Source organism: Micromonospora sp. NPDC047467 (genome assembly GCF_040643095.1).
Classification (GTDB): domain Bacteria; phylum Actinomycetota; class Actinomycetes; order Mycobacteriales; family Micromonosporaceae; genus Micromonospora.
The window spans coordinates 386202-401665 of sequence record NZ_JBEYTO010000005.1 but is presented as its reverse complement, the minus strand read 5'-3'; the positions used below and the strand labels follow the sequence as shown (position 1 = coordinate 401665).

16 protein-coding genes, 1 tRNA gene and 2 pseudogenes are annotated in these 15464 nt (G+C 71.7%); 8 read left to right on the top strand and 11 right to left on the bottom strand.

Features of this window, described 5'->3' with window-relative positions:
* Positions 1-24 precede the first annotated feature (24 nt).
* From ABZ780_RS17305 to ABZ780_RS17295, 3 genes are all read right to left on the bottom strand, one after another.
* Positions 25-1368, bottom strand: coding sequence for a dipeptidase (locus tag ABZ780_RS17305; protein WP_357008248.1), 1344 nt, complete (start codon positions 1366-1368; stop codon positions 25-27).
* Positions 1369-1404: 36 nt separating this feature from the next.
* Complete coding sequence (locus tag ABZ780_RS17300) at positions 1405-2550, bottom strand: M48 family metallopeptidase (RefSeq protein WP_357008030.1); 1146 nt, start codon at positions 2548-2550, stop codon at positions 1405-1407.
* Positions 2551-2627: 77 nt separating this feature from the next.
* On the bottom strand, positions 2628-3245 hold the full coding sequence (locus tag ABZ780_RS17295) for a hypothetical protein (RefSeq protein WP_357008245.1): 618 nt from the start codon (positions 3243-3245) through the stop codon (positions 2628-2630).
* A gap of 524 nt (positions 3246-3769) precedes the next feature.
* On the opposite strand from ABZ780_RS17295, the gene ABZ780_RS17290 reads away from it, so the two are divergent.
* The gene (locus ABZ780_RS17290) at positions 3770-4171 is read left to right on the top strand and encodes a rhodanese-like domain-containing protein (RefSeq protein ID WP_357008242.1); all 402 of its coding nucleotides are present in this window, start codon (positions 3770-3772) and stop codon (positions 4169-4171) included.
* Positions 4172-4257: 86 nt separating this feature from the next.
* Here ABZ780_RS17290 and ABZ780_RS17285 read toward each other — a convergent pair whose 3' ends face one another.
* From ABZ780_RS17285 to ssb, 3 genes and pseudogenes are all read right to left on the bottom strand, one after another.
* Entirely contained in the window at positions 4258-5799 is a 1542-nt protein-coding gene (locus ABZ780_RS17285) for a cobyric acid synthase (protein WP_357008027.1), read from the bottom strand.
* Between the two features lie 176 nt (positions 5800-5975).
* A pseudogene (locus ABZ780_RS17280) lies at positions 5976-6941 on the bottom strand (cobalamin biosynthesis protein); the annotation flags it as partial.
* 147 nt (positions 6942-7088) lie between these two features.
* Positions 7089-7889 (bottom strand): single-stranded DNA-binding protein, encoded by an 801-nt coding sequence (gene ssb, locus ABZ780_RS17275; RefSeq protein WP_357008024.1) that lies wholly within the window; start codon positions 7887-7889, stop codon positions 7089-7091.
* Positions 7890-8192: 303 nt separating this feature from the next.
* Between ssb and ABZ780_RS17270 the strand changes: the two genes are divergently transcribed.
* Both ABZ780_RS17270 and ABZ780_RS17265 read left to right on the top strand, forming a co-directional pair.
* Positions 8193-8624: an HPF/RaiA family ribosome-associated protein gene (locus ABZ780_RS17270; protein ID WP_357486592.1), complete on the top strand. Its 432-nt coding sequence runs from the start codon at positions 8193-8195 to the stop codon at positions 8622-8624.
* 142 nt (positions 8625-8766) lie between these two features.
* Positions 8767-9704, top strand: a pseudogene (locus ABZ780_RS17265) (alpha/beta hydrolase); the annotation flags it as partial.
* 312 nt (positions 9705-10016) lie between these two features.
* Here ABZ780_RS17265 and ABZ780_RS17260 read toward each other — a convergent pair.
* Positions 10017-10724: a hypothetical protein gene (locus ABZ780_RS17260; protein ID WP_357008019.1), complete on the bottom strand. Its 708-nt coding sequence runs from the start codon at positions 10722-10724 to the stop codon at positions 10017-10019.
* 159 nt (positions 10725-10883) lie between these two features.
* On the opposite strand from ABZ780_RS17260, the gene ABZ780_RS17255 reads away from it, so the two are divergent.
* Positions 10884-10959, top strand: a tRNA-Arg gene (locus ABZ780_RS17255).
* 215 nt (positions 10960-11174) lie between these two features.
* Here ABZ780_RS17255 and ABZ780_RS17250 read toward each other — a convergent pair.
* Positions 11175-11753, bottom strand: a complete 579-nt coding sequence (locus ABZ780_RS17250; RefSeq protein ID WP_357008016.1) for a hypothetical protein — start codon at positions 11751-11753, stop codon at positions 11175-11177.
* A 237-nt stretch (positions 11754-11990) separates the two neighbouring features.
* Here ABZ780_RS17250 and ABZ780_RS17245 point away from each other — a divergent pair, with 237 nt between their 5' ends.
* The gene (locus ABZ780_RS17245; protein ID WP_357008014.1) at positions 11991-12143 is read left to right on the top strand and encodes a hypothetical protein; all 153 of its coding nucleotides are present in this window, start codon (positions 11991-11993) and stop codon (positions 12141-12143) included.
* Entirely contained in the window at positions 12088-12306 is a 219-nt protein-coding gene (locus ABZ780_RS17240) for a hypothetical protein (RefSeq protein ID WP_357008012.1), read from the top strand. The genes ABZ780_RS17245 and ABZ780_RS17240 overlap by 56 nt, the downstream gene beginning before the upstream one ends.
* 20 nt (positions 12307-12326) lie before the next feature.
* On the opposite strand, the gene ABZ780_RS17235 is transcribed toward ABZ780_RS17240, so the two are convergent.
* From ABZ780_RS17235 to ABZ780_RS17225, 3 genes are read right to left on the bottom strand one after another with little or no spacing between them, the layout of a single operon-like run.
* Positions 12327-13019 carry an NAD(P)H-binding protein gene (locus ABZ780_RS17235; protein WP_357008010.1) on the bottom strand — a complete coding sequence of 231 codons (693 nt, stop codon included), beginning with the start codon at positions 13017-13019 and terminating at the stop codon, positions 12327-12329.
* 36 nt (positions 13020-13055) lie between these two features.
* A complete protein-coding gene (locus ABZ780_RS17230; protein ID WP_357008008.1) occupies positions 13056-13274 on the bottom strand; it encodes a helix-turn-helix transcriptional regulator in 219 nt (72 codons plus the stop codon).
* Positions 13267-13740, bottom strand: a complete 474-nt coding sequence (locus ABZ780_RS17225; protein WP_357008005.1) for a hypothetical protein — start codon at positions 13738-13740, stop codon at positions 13267-13269. The genes ABZ780_RS17230 and ABZ780_RS17225 overlap by 8 nt, the downstream gene beginning before the upstream one ends.
* Before the next feature lie 247 nt (positions 13741-13987).
* Here ABZ780_RS17225 and ABZ780_RS17220 point away from each other — a divergent pair, with 247 nt between their 5' ends.
* Positions 13988-14407, top strand: a complete 420-nt coding sequence (locus tag ABZ780_RS17220; protein WP_357486591.1) for an ester cyclase — start codon at positions 13988-13990, stop codon at positions 14405-14407.
* 142 nt (positions 14408-14549) lie between these two features.
* Entirely contained in the window at positions 14550-15443 is an 894-nt protein-coding gene (locus tag ABZ780_RS17215; protein WP_357486589.1) for a septum formation family protein, read from the top strand.
* Positions 15444-15464: the final 21 nt, after the last annotated feature.

Here is a 15464-nt window from a genome sequence, read left to right as displayed (position 1 = left end):
AACCCAAAGTTGCCGTTCCGACACCTAACTGCCCGCTGCGGCCACCTTGCCCAGCAGCAACGCCTCGGCGAGGCAGACCCGGGCGAACTCGCCGAGGTGCAGGCTCTCGTTCGGCCCGTGCGCGCGGGCGTGCGGGTCCTCCACACCGGTCACCAGGATCGCCGCCCGGGGGAACATCTCCTGGAAGGTCGCGATGAACGGGATCGAGCCACCGACGCCGATGTCCACCGGGTCGGTGCCGTCCCAGGCTGCCCGGAACGCCGAGCGGGCGGCGTCGAACATCGGCCCGGACGCGTCGATCACACACGGGTCACCGTCGTGTTCGAAGCTGACCGTCACCTGGGCGCCCCACGGCGCGTGCTTCTCCAGGTGTGCGCGCACCGCCGCGTACGCCCCCTTGGGGTCGTCGCCCGGGGCGAGCCGGATGCTGAGCTTCGCCTTCGCGGCCGGCACCAGGGCGTTCGGCGCCTCACCGGTCGACGGCGCGTCGATGCCGAGCACGGCCAGCGCCGGCTTGGTCCAGAGCCGGTCGGTGATCCGGCCGGTGCCGATGAACTGCACGCCCTCGGCCAGCCCGGCCTCGGCCCGGAACCGGTCCTCCGGGTAGTCGACGGCGGCGCCCGCACGGCCGACCAGCCCGTCCACCGCCACGTCACCGGCGTCGTCGTGCAGGGTGGCCAGCAGCCGCACCAACGCGGTGAGCGCGTCCGGGACGGCGCCGCCGAACATGCCGCTGTGCACGGCGTGGTCCAGCGTACGAACCTCGACGAAGCAGTTGACGATGCCGCGCAGCGAGGTGGTCAGCGCCGGTACGCCGATGTCCCAGTTGCCCGAGTCGGCGATCACGATGACGTCCGAGGCGATCTCGTCGCGGTGCTCGACCAGCAGCCGCTCCAGCGAGTCGGAGCCGTACTCCTCCTCGCCCTCGATGAACAGGACCACGCCGACCGGCAGCGCGTCACCGTACGCCCGCAGCGCCGCGACGTGCGCCATGATGCCGGCCTTGTCGTCGGCCGCGCCCCGGGCGTAGAGCCGGCCGTCCCGCTCCACCGGCTCGAACGGGTCGGACTCCCACAGCGACCGGTCGCCGACCGGCTGCACGTCGTGGTGGGCGTACAGCAGCACGGTCGGCGCCCCGGGCGGGGCGGCCCGCCGGCCGATCACCGCGGGCTGACCGCCGGAACGCACGATGTCGACGTCCAGGCCGCAGCCGCGCAGCAGCTCGGCGACGGCCTCGGCGGAGCGCTCCACGTGCGAGTGGTCGAAGCCCTCGAAGGCGATGCCGGGGATGCGGACGAGGCGTTCCAGATCGGCCCGGACACCGGGCATCTCCCGCTCGACGGCAGCCCGCACCTCGGACTCGGACATGATCGGTGAGGTCATGACCGGAATCGTATGCTGGCCTTACCCCGCCGCGCCGGCCGAGCCCGTACCCTCGCCGCCTCCGGCGGGGCCCGCGCCCGCGGTCGCGCCCGGCGCGGCCCGACCGGCGCGGTGCGCGCGGCCGGCGGCCTCGGTGGCGGCGTCCATCCAGGAACGAGCCCGACCGGCGGTGCCGCCCACCCACTCGCCGACGTCGTTGGCGCCGTCGCCGAGGCGGCGCAGCAACCCGACCAGCGGATCGGTGGACCGGCTGAACTCCTCCCGGTACGAATCGGCGGCTGCCTTGATCTCCTCCGACACGCTTGTCGAGGCGTCGTCGTCGCGACGCGGATAGTCCCCGGCCAGCACCCGCCCGTACGCCCCGGAGTCGATCCACTGCCGCAGCTGGGCGGCCCGCGCGACCGGCGCCGGGTGGGTGCTCCAGGCGGTCATCCGGATCTTGTGCAGGCTGTCCCGCAGGTCGCCGCCACCGGCGTACTCGGCGGCCTGCTCCAGGAAGGCGGTGGTGTCGATCTGGGACAGGTCGCCGCCACCGGCGAGCTTCATCAGCAGCCGCAGCGCGGCGGCCGGGTCCTGCCCGGCGAGCAGACCGGCCCGGTCGGCGGACAGCTCCGCCTTGCGCCACCACTCCAGCATCGCCGCGATGATCGCCCGCAGTGCGATCGCGCCCACCGGCAACCAGCTCAGGTTCGCCGCCCACCGGGTGAGGATCATGAGCATGGTCTTGTAGACCGCGTGCCCACTGCCCACGTGCCCCAGCTCGTGGCCGAGCAGGCAGCGCAGCTCGTCCTCGTCGAGTTGCTGCACGCACGCGGAGTTCAGCACGATGAACGGCCGGTCCAGGCCGACCGCTTCGGCACCCAACCACGGCGACTGGGTCACATACAGCTCGGGCAGCTCGGCCACGTCGAGCGCCGCGCCGGCCTCGGTGTAGCGCTGCCACACCGCCGGGTACTGCCGGTGGTCGACGCGGATGCCGGAGGCCAGCACGGAGAGCCGGAACCCGCGCTCGTTCCACATGCCGAAGAACGACCGCACCACGTCGTCGAACCCGCGCAGCTCCCGCAGCGCGACCAGAGCGCCCCGGTCCGCCGGGTGCTCCCAGGCCCGGGAGCTGATGCCGGTCAGGGTGATCCGTCGCCGTGCCGGTGTGTCCGCTGTCGACATGTGGCTCCCCTTCGCCCGTACCCGACCTTTCCCGCATCGTGCCCCAGCCGGTGCCCGGCGTCCATGCCCCGCTCACGTCAACGGTTGCGCACGTAGTACCTCTCGGCGTCGTACGGCAGCGTCGGCGCACCGTCGATCACCAGGTCGACCCGGTCGACCGTGCCGTCGGCGGCGAAGTGCGCCCGCTCCCCCGCGTGCCAGCGACGCAGCTCGGGCAGGATCTCCGGCCCGTCCCGGGCCACCGCGCGGGCAAGCCGCGTCGGCGCGGGCGCGGTGACGAAAATGCCCAGGGTCAACTCGGGCCGAATGGCGGCACGCGCCGCGCTGACCCCCTCCAGGACCAGCACCGGCGCGACAGGCACCGGGATCGGGCGGGGCAGGAAGGAGCGCCGGACCCAGCTGTAGCGGCGGTACGCCCCCGGCCGCCCGGCGCGCAGCGGGGCCAGCACCTCCCGGTCCAGTCGGTGCCAGAAGGTGAGCTGGTCGTCCCACCCGTCGAGCAGGTCGTCGGTGTGCACCACCGGTGGCCGCCCACCGCCCGCCAACACGGCCAGAGCGTCCGCGAGGTGCGCGGCGAACCGGCTCTTGCCCGCGCCGCTCGGCCCGTCCACCGCGACCAGCCGCGTCCGCCCCAACCGCGCCGGGCCCGCGAGCACCCGGCGGGCCAACTCGGTGTACGCCTCGACGACCGCCACGGCCGACCCACCACCCCAGCGGTCGGCCGTGGCCCCGACGTCCTCGGCCGCGCCGGCCGCATCGGCTGCGCCGGCCGTTCCTGCGAAGCCCTCGGCCGCGCCGGACGTTCCTTCGAGGTGCGCGGGCTCGTGGCCTGGCGCCGGCCCGGCGGTTTCGGGGGTCAACTCGCCCTCGCCTGTTCCCACCGCCGCAGGGCGGGATGGTGGATGCCGTGGGCGAGCGGCCCTCGGCTGGCGAGTTCGTACACGACCGAAGTATGCCGTCGCCGCCGCAGGTCAGGGTGATCGACTCCAGATCGCCGATATCGGGGCATCCCGTCGATCGGACACCGCCACATCGGGGACATGGAGTCGATCTCGCTGGACCAGCGGCCATCGTTGCCGGGCTGACACGTCCGGCTGACCGCCGTGGCCGGGTGCCCGTCACGTCCGGGGGATTTGCGGCAGCGACGGGTGACGCGCGACCCGTTCGCCACGCGGGCTGGTACCCGGCTCGGCATGATCGGGTGGTGCTCCGAGACGTGATGAGCCCCGGCATCGACGCCCTGCTCGAACAGGCCCGCGCCGGGCTGCACCGATTGACTCCGCAGCAGACCGTCGACGCGGTCCGCGGCGGCGCACTGCTGGTCGACACCCGTACCGACACGCAGCGCCGCGAACAGGGCGACCTGCCCGGTGCCGTCGTCATCGACCGGACAGTGCTGGAATGGCGACTCGACCCGGCCAGCGCCTGGCGCATTCCGGAGGCCACCGGCTACGACCGGGAGATCGTGCTGGTGTGCCGCCAGGGTTACAGCTCCAGCCTGGCCGCCGCCAGCCTCCAGACCCTGGGGCTGCGCCGCGCCACCGACATGATCGGCGGCGTGGACGCCTGGCTGGCCGCGGGCCTGCCCACCACAGATCGCCCCGCAGACATCCGCCCCTGAGGCCCCAGCCGCCCCGGCGCTGAGTCGTCAATCAGGCAGGTGCGGGCCGCGAAACTGTCCGCACGCACCCAACGCTGAGTCGCCGGTCAGGTCGACGGCGGACCTGGTGGGATGAAGGGGAGTCCGGGGGTTGGGCCGGCTTCGATGAGCTTCCAGAGGGCGTCGGTGTCCAGGTGCTCCTCGACGAGGTCGCCGAGCAGGTCGAGTGAGCGTTCCCGGGCTGCGGCGAAGCTGGTGTCCGGCGAAACCCGGAACCCGGTTCGCCCGGCCAGCCGGGCCGCCTCGGTGAGGAACCAGCGACGGAACCCGTCCGACTCGAACGCCCCGTGCCAGTGCGTGCCGTGCACCGCCCCGAGCATGGCGCCCTCGCCGATGCCGTCGACCCCGGTCAGCAGCGGGGTCAGGGTCGGGTCGGCCTGCGAGACGTACCCGTGGTGGATCTCGTAGCCGCGGACCGGCAGGCCGCCGGGGGCGGTGCCCACCGACTGCCGGACGGTCTTGCGCGGGTCGAAGGTGATCTCGATCGGCAGCAGGCCGAGCCCTGGCACGCTGCCCTGCCGACTCTCCACCGGGTCGTGGATGGCCCGGCCGAGCATCTGGAAGCCGCCGCAGAGGCCGAGCAGCGGCTTTCCGGCCGCCGCGTGCGCGTGGACCGCGTCGGCGAGGCCGGTCTCGCGCAGCCAGGCGAGGTCCGCGACGGTGGACTTCGAGCCGGGCAGGATGATCAGGTCGGCGGCGGCGAGTTCCGCCGGTTCGACGGTGAGACGTACGCGGACGCCTGGCTCGGTGGCCAGCGCCTCCACGTCGGTGGCGTTGCTGACCCGGGGTAGCCGCACGACCGCCACGTCCAACCACTCGGTGCCGTGCGGCGCGGCGGGACGGCCGAGCACCCGGCCGTAGGCGAGCGAATCCTCCGCATCGAGCCACAGGTCGAGCGCCCAGGGCAGCACCCCGTACGTGGGGCGGCCGGTCACCTGGCGCAGCATGTCCAGCCCTGGCTGCAGCAAGCCGAGATCACCCCGGAATTTGTTGATAACGAAGCCGGCGATCAGTGCCTGGTCGGCGGCGTCGAGCAGGGCCACCGTGCCGAACATCGAGGCGAACACGCCCCCTCGGTCGATGTCGCCGACCACAATGGTGGGCAGGTTGGCGCGCCGGGCCAGGCCCATGTTCACGTAGTCCCCGCCCCGCAGGTTGATCTCCGCCGGGCTGCCCGCGCCCTCGCAGATCACCACGTCGTACGCGGTCCGCAACTCGGCCAGCGCGGCGTACGCGGACTCGGCGAGCCGGGGCCGCAACTGCCGGAAGGTGCTCGCGGTGATCGTGTCGACCGCCTCGCCGAGCAGCACCACCTGGCTGTCCAGATCGCTGCCCGGCTTGAGCAGCACCGGGTTGAAGCGCAGGTCCGGGGCGAGCCCGCAGGCCGCGGCCTGCATGGCCTGAGCTCGGCCGATCTCGCCGCCGCGCCCGTCCGGCCCGACCACGACGGCCGAGTTGTTCGACATGTTCTGCGCCTTGAACGGTGCCACCTTCACGCCTTGGCGGTGCAGCCACCGGCAGATGCCGGCGGTCAGCACGCTCTTGCCGGCGTCGGAGGTGGTGCCGGCGACCAGCAGACCGCCGCTCACCGCCCGATCCCCCGCGCAGCCGCCCCAGCCCGCAGCCCACGCCGGCCGACCGCCGCGCCCAGCCCACGCAGACCGACCGCCACGCCGAGCCCGGTCCGATCGACCGCCGCATCCAACCCACGCCGGCCCATCGCCGCCCCCAGCCCGGTCCGGCCGATCGTGGCGGCCAGCCCACGCCGGCCCACGGCGTTGACGAGGCGGCCGACGGTCACCGGGTAGGCGGCGGCCAGCCCGAGGGCGGCCAGCCCCACGGCGCCGGAGACGCGGGCGGCCCGCTTGAGGTGGCGCGCCTCGGGGCGCGGACCGTCACCCAGGAGGGGGCGAACCTCGGAGCGCCCGAAGTAGATGTTGCGGCCGCCGAGGCGGACGCCGAGCGCACCGGCCATCGCCGCCTCGCACTGACCGGCGTTGGGGCTCGGGTGGTCGTTGCGGTCGCGCCGCCACACCCGCCAGGCCCGCTCTCGGTCACCGTGCGCGACCGGGGCGACGGCGATTGTGAGCAGCCCGGTCAGCCGGGACGGCACCAGGTTGAGCAGGTCGTCCAGCCGAGCGGCAGGGGTGCCGAACCGCGCGTACCGCTCCGACCGGTGCCCGACCATCGCGTCGAGGGTGTTCGCCGCGCGGTAGCCCAGGAGCCCGGGAAGGCCGGCGACCGCACCCCAGACCAACGGGGCGACCACCGCGTCGGAGGTGTTCTCCGCGACCGACTCGACGGCGGCTCGGGCCAGCTCCGACTCGCCCAGGGTCGACGGGTCCCGGCCGCAGAGGTGACCGAGGCGTCGCCGGGCGGCCGGCAGGTCACCGTCGCGCAGCGTCCGACCCATGACGGAGGCCTCGTGGCGCAGGGTACGACCGCCCAGCACGGTCCAGGTGCCGGCGGCGACGAGGACCGCGCGGGCCACGGGCCGGTGCCGGGTGGCCACGGCGGCGACCGCCCCGAGCACCACCGGCCCGCCCACGGCCAGTGCGGTGAACGCCGCACCCGCTGCCCGGTCCGGCCGGTAGAGGCGACGCTCCAACGCTCCGGCGGCCTGCCCGAAGCCGGCCACCGGGTGCCACCGGCGGGGGTCGCCGAGCGCCCTGTCCAGCGCGTACCCGGCCAACAGCCCCACCGCGTTCGCCACCGGCGCTGTCTGCCGCACGCGCACCACCTCCGGCCGGCCAGCCTAGACGAGCATCCCGTGAACCAACTGCGCCCGCCGCTGGCGTCACGCGGGGTGACGACGCCTGTCGCGTCGCCACCCCGCCCCCGTCGTGCCGCGCCCTTGGGGCGCCCGGAAGCTGAACGGTCACGCCGGCTGCGGCACCCGTCCTCGGCCGCGCCGCCCCCGGCCGGACGGCGCGGGATCCGGCCGACCCTCGTCGGGCACCGGCCCCAGCTCGCCGTCGGGGTCACCGTCGTCCGAGTCGCCGGGAGGGGCAAGTTCGTCGTCGTCGAGGGCGGCGGGCACGTCGTGCTCACCGCTCTGCGCACGACCGGGGCCACCCGCGACGCCGCCGCCCAGGTCGCCGCCGATCCCGCTGCCAGGGAGGAAGACATCGTCGAGCGGACCGTGGTCGACCGGGCTGGTCCGCAGCGAACCGAACTCGGACAGCTCGAAGTCGTCGTCCAGCGGGCGATCGTCGGGCAACACGGGCGCCTGCCCGACCGGCACCGGCTCGGTGGGCTCGCCGTGCACCCGGCTCTCGGCCTCCGCGTCCTCGACCGTGCTGGTCGTCATGGTCGGCCGGTTACGCAGGAAGCGGGCCCGGCCACGGGACAGGTCGTGGCCGACGGCGACCGCCTCCAACTCGTAGACCGTGCGGTGGTTGCCGGCGTCGTCGGTCCAGTCGCGGGTGTAGAGGCGGCCACAGATTACCACCGGGTCGCCGACCATCACCGAGGCCGCCACGCCTTCGGCGAGCTTGCGCCAGCAGTTGACGCGGACCCGCAGCGAATTGCCATCGACCCAGCGACCGCTGTCGCGGTCGAGCCGGCGGGCGGTGGAGGCGACCTTGAAGTTGGCCACCAGGGTGTTGCTCTGGGTGGTACGCCGCCACTCCGGCGCGGTCAGCACATTGCCGACGATCGTGACGTAGGTGTCGAACATCGTCCCTCCATGGGATCGGGGGTCTGCCAGCGCGAGTCGACTCGGCCCTGAGCCTGAGCGCTGTCGACGAGGGCCGCCAGCGCCCCACCCCCGACCTGTGGACAACGGGGCCACCTGTGGACAACGCCCTGATCACGCCCCGATGTGGTACGGCCGACCTCACCATGTCGGGTGACGGCGGTTCCGGCGTCACCGGAGTGGGTATGGACTTGATCAAGCACCACCGACAGCTCCACGTCGACGAGAGGTCAGCGCCATGATGATCACTACTTTCGGCTCCGCGACCGCTTCCGAGGTGCGGCGATGAGCGCCGTGGCGAACCCGGCCACCGTGGCCGAGTGCCTGCGGGTGGGCGCCGGGTTCTCCCAGGGCGACCGCAACTGGATCGCCGAGCAGTTCGCCACCCTCGACTCCCGGTTGGCCGGCTTCCACGCCGACGCCACCGAGTTGGAGGTCTCGGTGAAGGACCGGGAAGCCCGAGGCCAGAAGGTCACCCTGGAGTGCTGGATCGCCGGCCGACAGAAGATCGTCACCACCTCCGCAGAGGAGGACCTGCACGCCGCGCTCAACGACGTTCGCGACGACCTGCGCCGGCGGCTCAACGACGCCAAGACCCGTCAGGAGCCGCGCCACAACAAGCACCTGCGCGACGTCAGCCAGCCGCAGGGCCAGGTCGAGGAGGCCGAGGACCTACCCGCCGCCGATCCAATCCGAGCCGACGCGGAAACGGCCTAACCTCGCCGCCGCCTCGCGATCTTGCACTTTCGAACCTCGTTTCGTGCCTTTTAGGCCTTATGAGGGGGCAACGAGTGCAAGATCGCGGGGCAGGGAGGCGCGGGGGTACCGCTGGGTAGGTTGCCGGCGTAGCGTCGATTTCGTGGAACCGGACGTGTTGGGGCCGCCCTACGAGCGGCAGACGATCGACCTGGGCACCGACGACGAAGGACCTGTCGTCGCGACCCTGGTCCGGCGGCGGGCCGAGCGCCCCACCGGGCGGGCGGTGCTCTACGTGCACGGCTTCGTCGACTACTTCTTCCAGACCACCTGGCCGACTTCTTCGTCGAGCGTGGCTGGGATTTCTACGCCCTCGACCTGCGCAAGTACGGCCGCAGCCTGCTCCCGCACCAGACTCCGAACTTCTGCCAGGACATCAGCGACTACTTCCCCGAGTTGGACGCCGCCGCCGAGATCATCCGTGCCGACGACGGGCACGACACGCTGCTGGCGATGGGCCACTCCACCGGCGGCTTGATCATCTCGCTCTGGGCGGACGCCCGCCGCGACACCGGCACCGTCGACGGCCTGGTGCTCAACAGTCCCTTCTTCGACCTGAACGCCCCCTGGGCGGTCCGCCGACCCATCGCGGCCGCCGCGGCCCGGCTGGGCCGCAGGGCGCCGCACCGCATCCTGCCGTTCGGGCTGGGCACGGTGTACGGCGAGAGCCTGCACACCGATCACCGCGGCGAGTGGACCTACGACCTGGCGTGGAAGCCGCTGGCCGGGTTCCCGGTCCGAGCCGGCTGGCTGAACGCGATCCGCACCGGCCAACGTCGGCTGCGTGCCGGGCTGGACATCCAGGTGCCGGTGCTGCTGGCCTGCTCGACCCGATCCTTCCGGGGCACCAAATGGCACGACAGCGCGACCCTGGCCGATGCCGTGCTGGACGTCGAACACATGGTCCGGTACGCGCCCCGCCTCGGCCGGCACGTCACCCTGGCCCGCTTCGACGGCGGGCTGCACGACCTGATCCTCTCTGGCCCGACCGTACGCCGGAAGGTCTTCGACGAGGTCGGCCGGTGGGCCGAGGCGTTCCTCGCCGCCGGCCCCACCGCCCCGGCCGATCCCCCGGCCGTGACGGACCCGACCGACGCCACCCCTGCCGCGCCGACCGACGGCGGCTCGACCAAGGCCGACCCGGCCGGCACCGCTTCGACCGACGCCGACCCGGCCGGCACCGCTTCGACCGGCACCGCTTCGACCGATGATGAGCACCGGCTGCCCGAAAGCCGGCGTCCGACGGACGATCGGGCCGGGGCGACGGCCAACGACTGACCCACCAGCACCGGCGGTCCGCGGTCGACCCGCCAGCACGGCGCTGCTCGGCTCGGCCGGCAGCACAGCGACAGCTCAGACGTCGCCGGGCGTGGCAGGGATGACGGCCCGGATCCGGTCGAAGGTCGCCACCGGGTGGCCGTCGACGCCGGGCAGCACCAGGCCGAGGCAGTACAACGACACGTGCCCGGTGGCGTCGGCCTGCACGACAAAGACCGGCGCTCCGACGTACCCCAGTGGTAGCTCCGTGGTGATCCGCACGATGTCCCCCTCCCGGACCACCCGCTCGATCGCCACCTCCAACGGCCGGGAGCCGTCCTCGCGTACCCCATGGGCCAGCACGAAGGCGGAACCGGCGGCGGCGGTGAGGCGCGCGACCACCTCGGGCCCGGCGGCGATCTCGGCAGGAACCGGCTGCACCCGCCACCGCCAGCCGCCGTCACCGGCGTAGCGGTGCAGGCCGCCGGTTGCAAGCACCGCGACGCCGTCGCCCGGGAAGCGGACCCAGCCGGGCCTGATCTCACCCGCCGCGACGGCGCCCGGGGCCACCCCGGCCGGCTCGGTGACGCTGGCCCGCAGGCCCAACTCCCCACCCGCGCCGCCGACCAGGTCGGCCGCCGTCAGCAGCGACTCCCCCACCGGGTCGTCGCTGCCCTGGAAGAAGAACGCCGTGCCGAAGCGCTGGTCAGTGGCGTCCGTTAACCGGTACGGCAGGATGGCGCGCCCGACGATCTGGCACAGCTCGTAGGCGACGCCGCTCTCGGCGTCGGGGTCCAGCAACACCAGCCGAGGGTACGGGCCAACGCCGGGCCGATCGGCGGGAACCCGGATGCCCACCACCCGGCCGTCGTGAGACTCTGCTCGGCGACGTGGACGCGAGCACCCTTTTCCCCGCGGCGAGGTGGGGCGGCGGTACCCTCTTGGCGCGTACAACCACGCCGCGCGCCCGTAGCTCAGCGGATAGAGCAGGGGACTTCTAATCCCAAGGCCGCAGGTTCGAATCCTGCCGGGCGCACCACCGTCACCGCAGGTCAGCGGCTTTCCGCTCCCGGTCGAGACGATCACCACGGCCTCTGTACAGCCAAGTCAGCCGAAGAGGTGCTTCGCGGCCTCGTCCACGGCGGCCCGTTCGATCTCCGGCAGATGCCGCCGCGGATCACCTCGCCGGGCACCACAGAGGCTGGACGGTCTACGAATGCCCAACGAGGAGATCCGCTTCCTGGATACAGCCAGTCACTCCGTCGCCGCAGGCGAGGCGTTACAGAGTGCGTCGGCGCGCTCGCGCCAAGCGCTTACTTGAACCGGCATGGTGAGCTCGGCGGTTTGCTGGTCGGGGGTCTGCACCGAGAAGCGCATCGGCAGAGGATTCGGGCTGGCCATGCGGCAATCAACCATCAGCCGGACGTCTATCCCGCCTGTGCTGCCCGGGACCAACAACAGTGACTGGCCGGTGTCACGCACCAGCACGCCCGTCTCCTGAGCTCCAACGAAACGGACCATGACCGGTATGGAACCAGCATTCACCACCGTGAGCTGGGCGTCCACCTGAGCATTCCCGTCGCGTCCAGTGCCCCCGCTGGTTGGGCCGGCCAGAGCGTTGACCGCGACCGTGGCCGACTGTGCCTGTTGTTCGCGGCGTTCCTGGAACTTGGCAACACCGACACCGCCAAGCGCCGCACCGAGAGCGAAGGTACCGACGAGGTACAGCGCCACACGTTGTCTGGACGGCATGCGCTCACCCGGACTCTCGTCCGATCCGGCAGGATCACCCTCTCTCTGATCTAGGTTGATGAACCCATGCTCCGTTGCCATGCCGAGAGCATAGGGCCGACCTGTCCACCGCCGTCCTCGTCGCCGGTCCGCATCCAGTCCGCAGGAGGCCGACGGACAGCAACAGAGAAGTGTGAGGTGTCGCGAAGCATTTCCGCTGCTGGGATCCCCGACGCCAGGTCGCCATAGCGGTCAACTTGGTCTCGTAATGCGCAGGTCAGCCAACGTCAGCCCGCCGGTGTCTACCGCCGCGTCGGGCACAGCGGGCAGACTGCCGGCATGAGTTACGACTTGGCGGTCTGGGAGGGCGAGCTGCCTGCCGACGACGGCGCTGCGGGTGTGGCCTACGACCAGCTCTACGCCACGTACATGGAGGGTGAGGAACTTCCGCCGACCCCCGCGCATCCGTGCCTACGTCCTGGCGCTGCTTGAGCGGTGGGCGCTGGCTGGCCGGTTGGCGGCGGCCGGCAACGACGTGGAGGTCCGCATCTACCCCGAGTCGCCGCACGGCTTCACGGGCCACCCCACGGCAATCGCCGGTACGGCGCTCAGCGGTGTCAACTCCTGGCTGCGTGACCGGATCACCCAGTCGTAGAGCGCAGCGCAGGCCGGACCCTATGCGGCCAACGCCGAGGGCGTCCGGCAGCCGACGATCGCCGGCGCCTCGTGGACCAGTTCGTCGTTCGTCAGCGCGTCCACCATGAACAGGGCGAAATCCGCGCGGCGCGTGATGTTGCTCTTGAGTACGGGATCACCAACGTGCCGGCTCCACACGGGTAGGCCCTGACTCTCGCCCTCCTCAAGGTCACTGCCGCGCACGACCGTCCACCGGGTGTCGCTGGCGAAGATCTGCCGGCACGCCTCCACCTGGTCGCGGATGTCGGCGAAGCGGGCCAGCCGCGCGAGCACACCGAAGACTTTGACGAACGCCCTGAGCGTCCACGGGTACACGTCCTGACCGTCGCGCGTGATGTGCCAGCCGCACGAGAAGACCAGGCGTGCTCCCGGATCGGCGTGGTCCAGGACCGCCCGCGCCGTGCCCGTCGCGTAGCCGTGCACGCCCCAGGGGACCAGGACGGTGAGCACACCGTCGCACCCGGCGACCGCCCGCCCGATGACGTCACGGTCGTTCGTCGGCCCCTCGACGACGGTGATGCGGTCCTTGAACTCGTCCAGTTTGCCCACGCTGCCCTCGCGGCACACGCCGACGACCTCGTAGCCCCTGTCCAGCGCGTGCCGCACCATGTACCGGCCGAGTTTTCCCGAGGCTCCGACGACGCAGACCCTCAACCTGTCACGACTGCTCATGATCGTCCTCTCGTTGCCATGTCGGCCCCGAACCGCCTACTCCTCGGGGTATTGGAAGACCTCGTCCAGTGGCACGCCGAACGCCCGGGCGATCTGGAACGCCATCTCCAGCGATGGCGAGTAGCGCCCCTGCTCGATGGCGATGACCGTCTGCCGGGTGACACCGACGCGCTCGGCCAGGTCGGCCTGGGTCATCTCGTCGCTGGCGAACCGGAGAGCCCGGATCCGGTTGGTGACGCGGGTCGGTCTAACCATGGAAGACACCGTGGTACGCGCGGATCTTCGCGACGGCCCCCCACGTCGCTCCGATGGCGCCGATCAGGAACAGGGCGTTGCCGATCCAGAAGTGATCCACTTCGAGCATCACCAGCGCCAGGACGACCGCGCCACCGAAGGCGGTGATGGCCTGGGCCAGGCGGTCGCCGTAGCGGTCGATCTGCCTGTCGCGCACGTCCGCTTTGGACTCCACGTCCCGGTTGGCGATGGCCGCCGCGATCGAGATGAGGATGGTCCCCACGATGGTGCCGATGACCGTCGCGCCGATCGTCCACAGCATCGGCCCCACCCAGGAGACCTCCGCGGCGGGCTGGTCACCCAGTCGGGGAAGGACCACGGCGAGGTACGCGATGGATGCCGCAGGCATGACGATGGCGGACACCCACGCGTTCCTCTGCCCGAACGTCATGGCGACACGTCCATCTCGATTGGCGTCGCAGATCATCACCCACTCCCTCCGTGTCAAGGATTCTTTACACACTCCAATGTAAAACATCGTTTACATCACGTCAACCATCTTCGACATCCGCAAACGCGCGGGCGTGGCTGTGACCTGACCCACCCTGACTACCGATCAGTACAGAACCTGTTATGGTTGACACTACCGAGCGGTACAAAACATGGACGAGGGTCCACTCCAGCCGGCCGACCTGGATCAACCAGCCGGCACCGACAGAACGGGAAGACTGATCATGAGCACCAACGCGACGGGTTCGGGCATGACCACTCAGGAACTGCGCGACTTCTACCTGCGGTACGTCGAACTGGCGAACAAGCGCGAGTTCGACAGCATGGCCGACTTCGCCCACGAGGAGGTGATCATGAACGGCACGCCGGTCAAGATGGCCGACATGGTCGCCGAGTTCTACAAGCACGTCGACGCGGTGCCGGACCTCCACTGGGAGATCCAGGAACTCATCGTCGAAGGCGACCGGGTAGCCGCCCGCCTGATCGACACCGGAACGCCGGTCCAGGAGTGGAACGGCCTGGCCCCCACCGGAAAGTCCGTGAGGTTCGCCGAAACCGCCTTCTACCAGGTCCAGGACGGCAAGTTCAAGCACATGTGGTACCTGATGGATGCCGACACGGTACGGCGACAGCTCGCCGCCTGACCCGCCAACCGAACAGCACGCCGCGACGACCGCCGCCGACCTCGTTCATCGAGGTCGGCGGCGCGCCCGAAAGCCGGTGCCAACTCGTCGCTCCGGTGCCATATGCTGCGCGCGTCGGCACGGGGGCCACGGGGAGATTCACATGCGACGGCACGTCAAGGCAGCGCTCGCGGCTGCGTTCATCACGGTGGCGTTGGCGGGCTGCGGCACGCCGGCCGGCACGGACGGCGACCTGTCCGACGACTGGCGACCGATGGCCCAGGCGCAGCAGTTCACGCCGAAGGCCGGCGAGTGCCACGTCGATCCCGAGGCGAGCGGGTACCTGGCCACCTACGCCCCGGTGGACTGCACGAAGACCCACCTGGTGGAGACGTTCCACGTCGGCACCTTCACCGGCGCGCTGGCTGCCCGAAGCACCCCGCCGCCGGTGGAGTCGGCAGCGATGCGCGCCACCTTCGCCGACTGCGACACCCGCGCCAAGGAGTTCGTCGGCGGTGAGTGGCGCAGCGCCCGACTCTCCGTGCAGGTCGCGCCGACCTCACCGGCCGGCTGGGCGGGCGGCAGCCGCTGGTACCGGTGCGACATCTTCGAGCTGGACGAGGTGGACGGCGCCAACGGCGACACCGACCGGGCCATCCACCGGGCCAGCACGCTGCGCAACGCGGTGGGCAGCCGCTCCCCGCTGACGTACGGCTGCATGAACGAGGACGAGTGGGGCCGGTTGCTGCCGGCTGGCTGCACCACGGCGCACCAGTACGAGTTCGTCGGCATCTGGACCGCCCCGGACCGCTCCTACGAGGACGCCGTCCGTGACGAGGCCGCGATTCATTCCGCCTGCCGCACCGTGGTCGCCCGCTACGCCAAGGTGCCCGTCGACGCCAACCTGCGTTACCGCACCGGCACGACGTACCGCTTCCCCTCCCAGGAGTTGTGGGCGCGCGGCGACCGAGGTGTGCGCTGCTACTTCTGGTCCGGCGGCGGAACGGTCAAGCGGTCGATCGCCAACGGCGGCCCATCGGTGCTACCGATCGACTGAGCCGGGCCCGGCACCGACCGG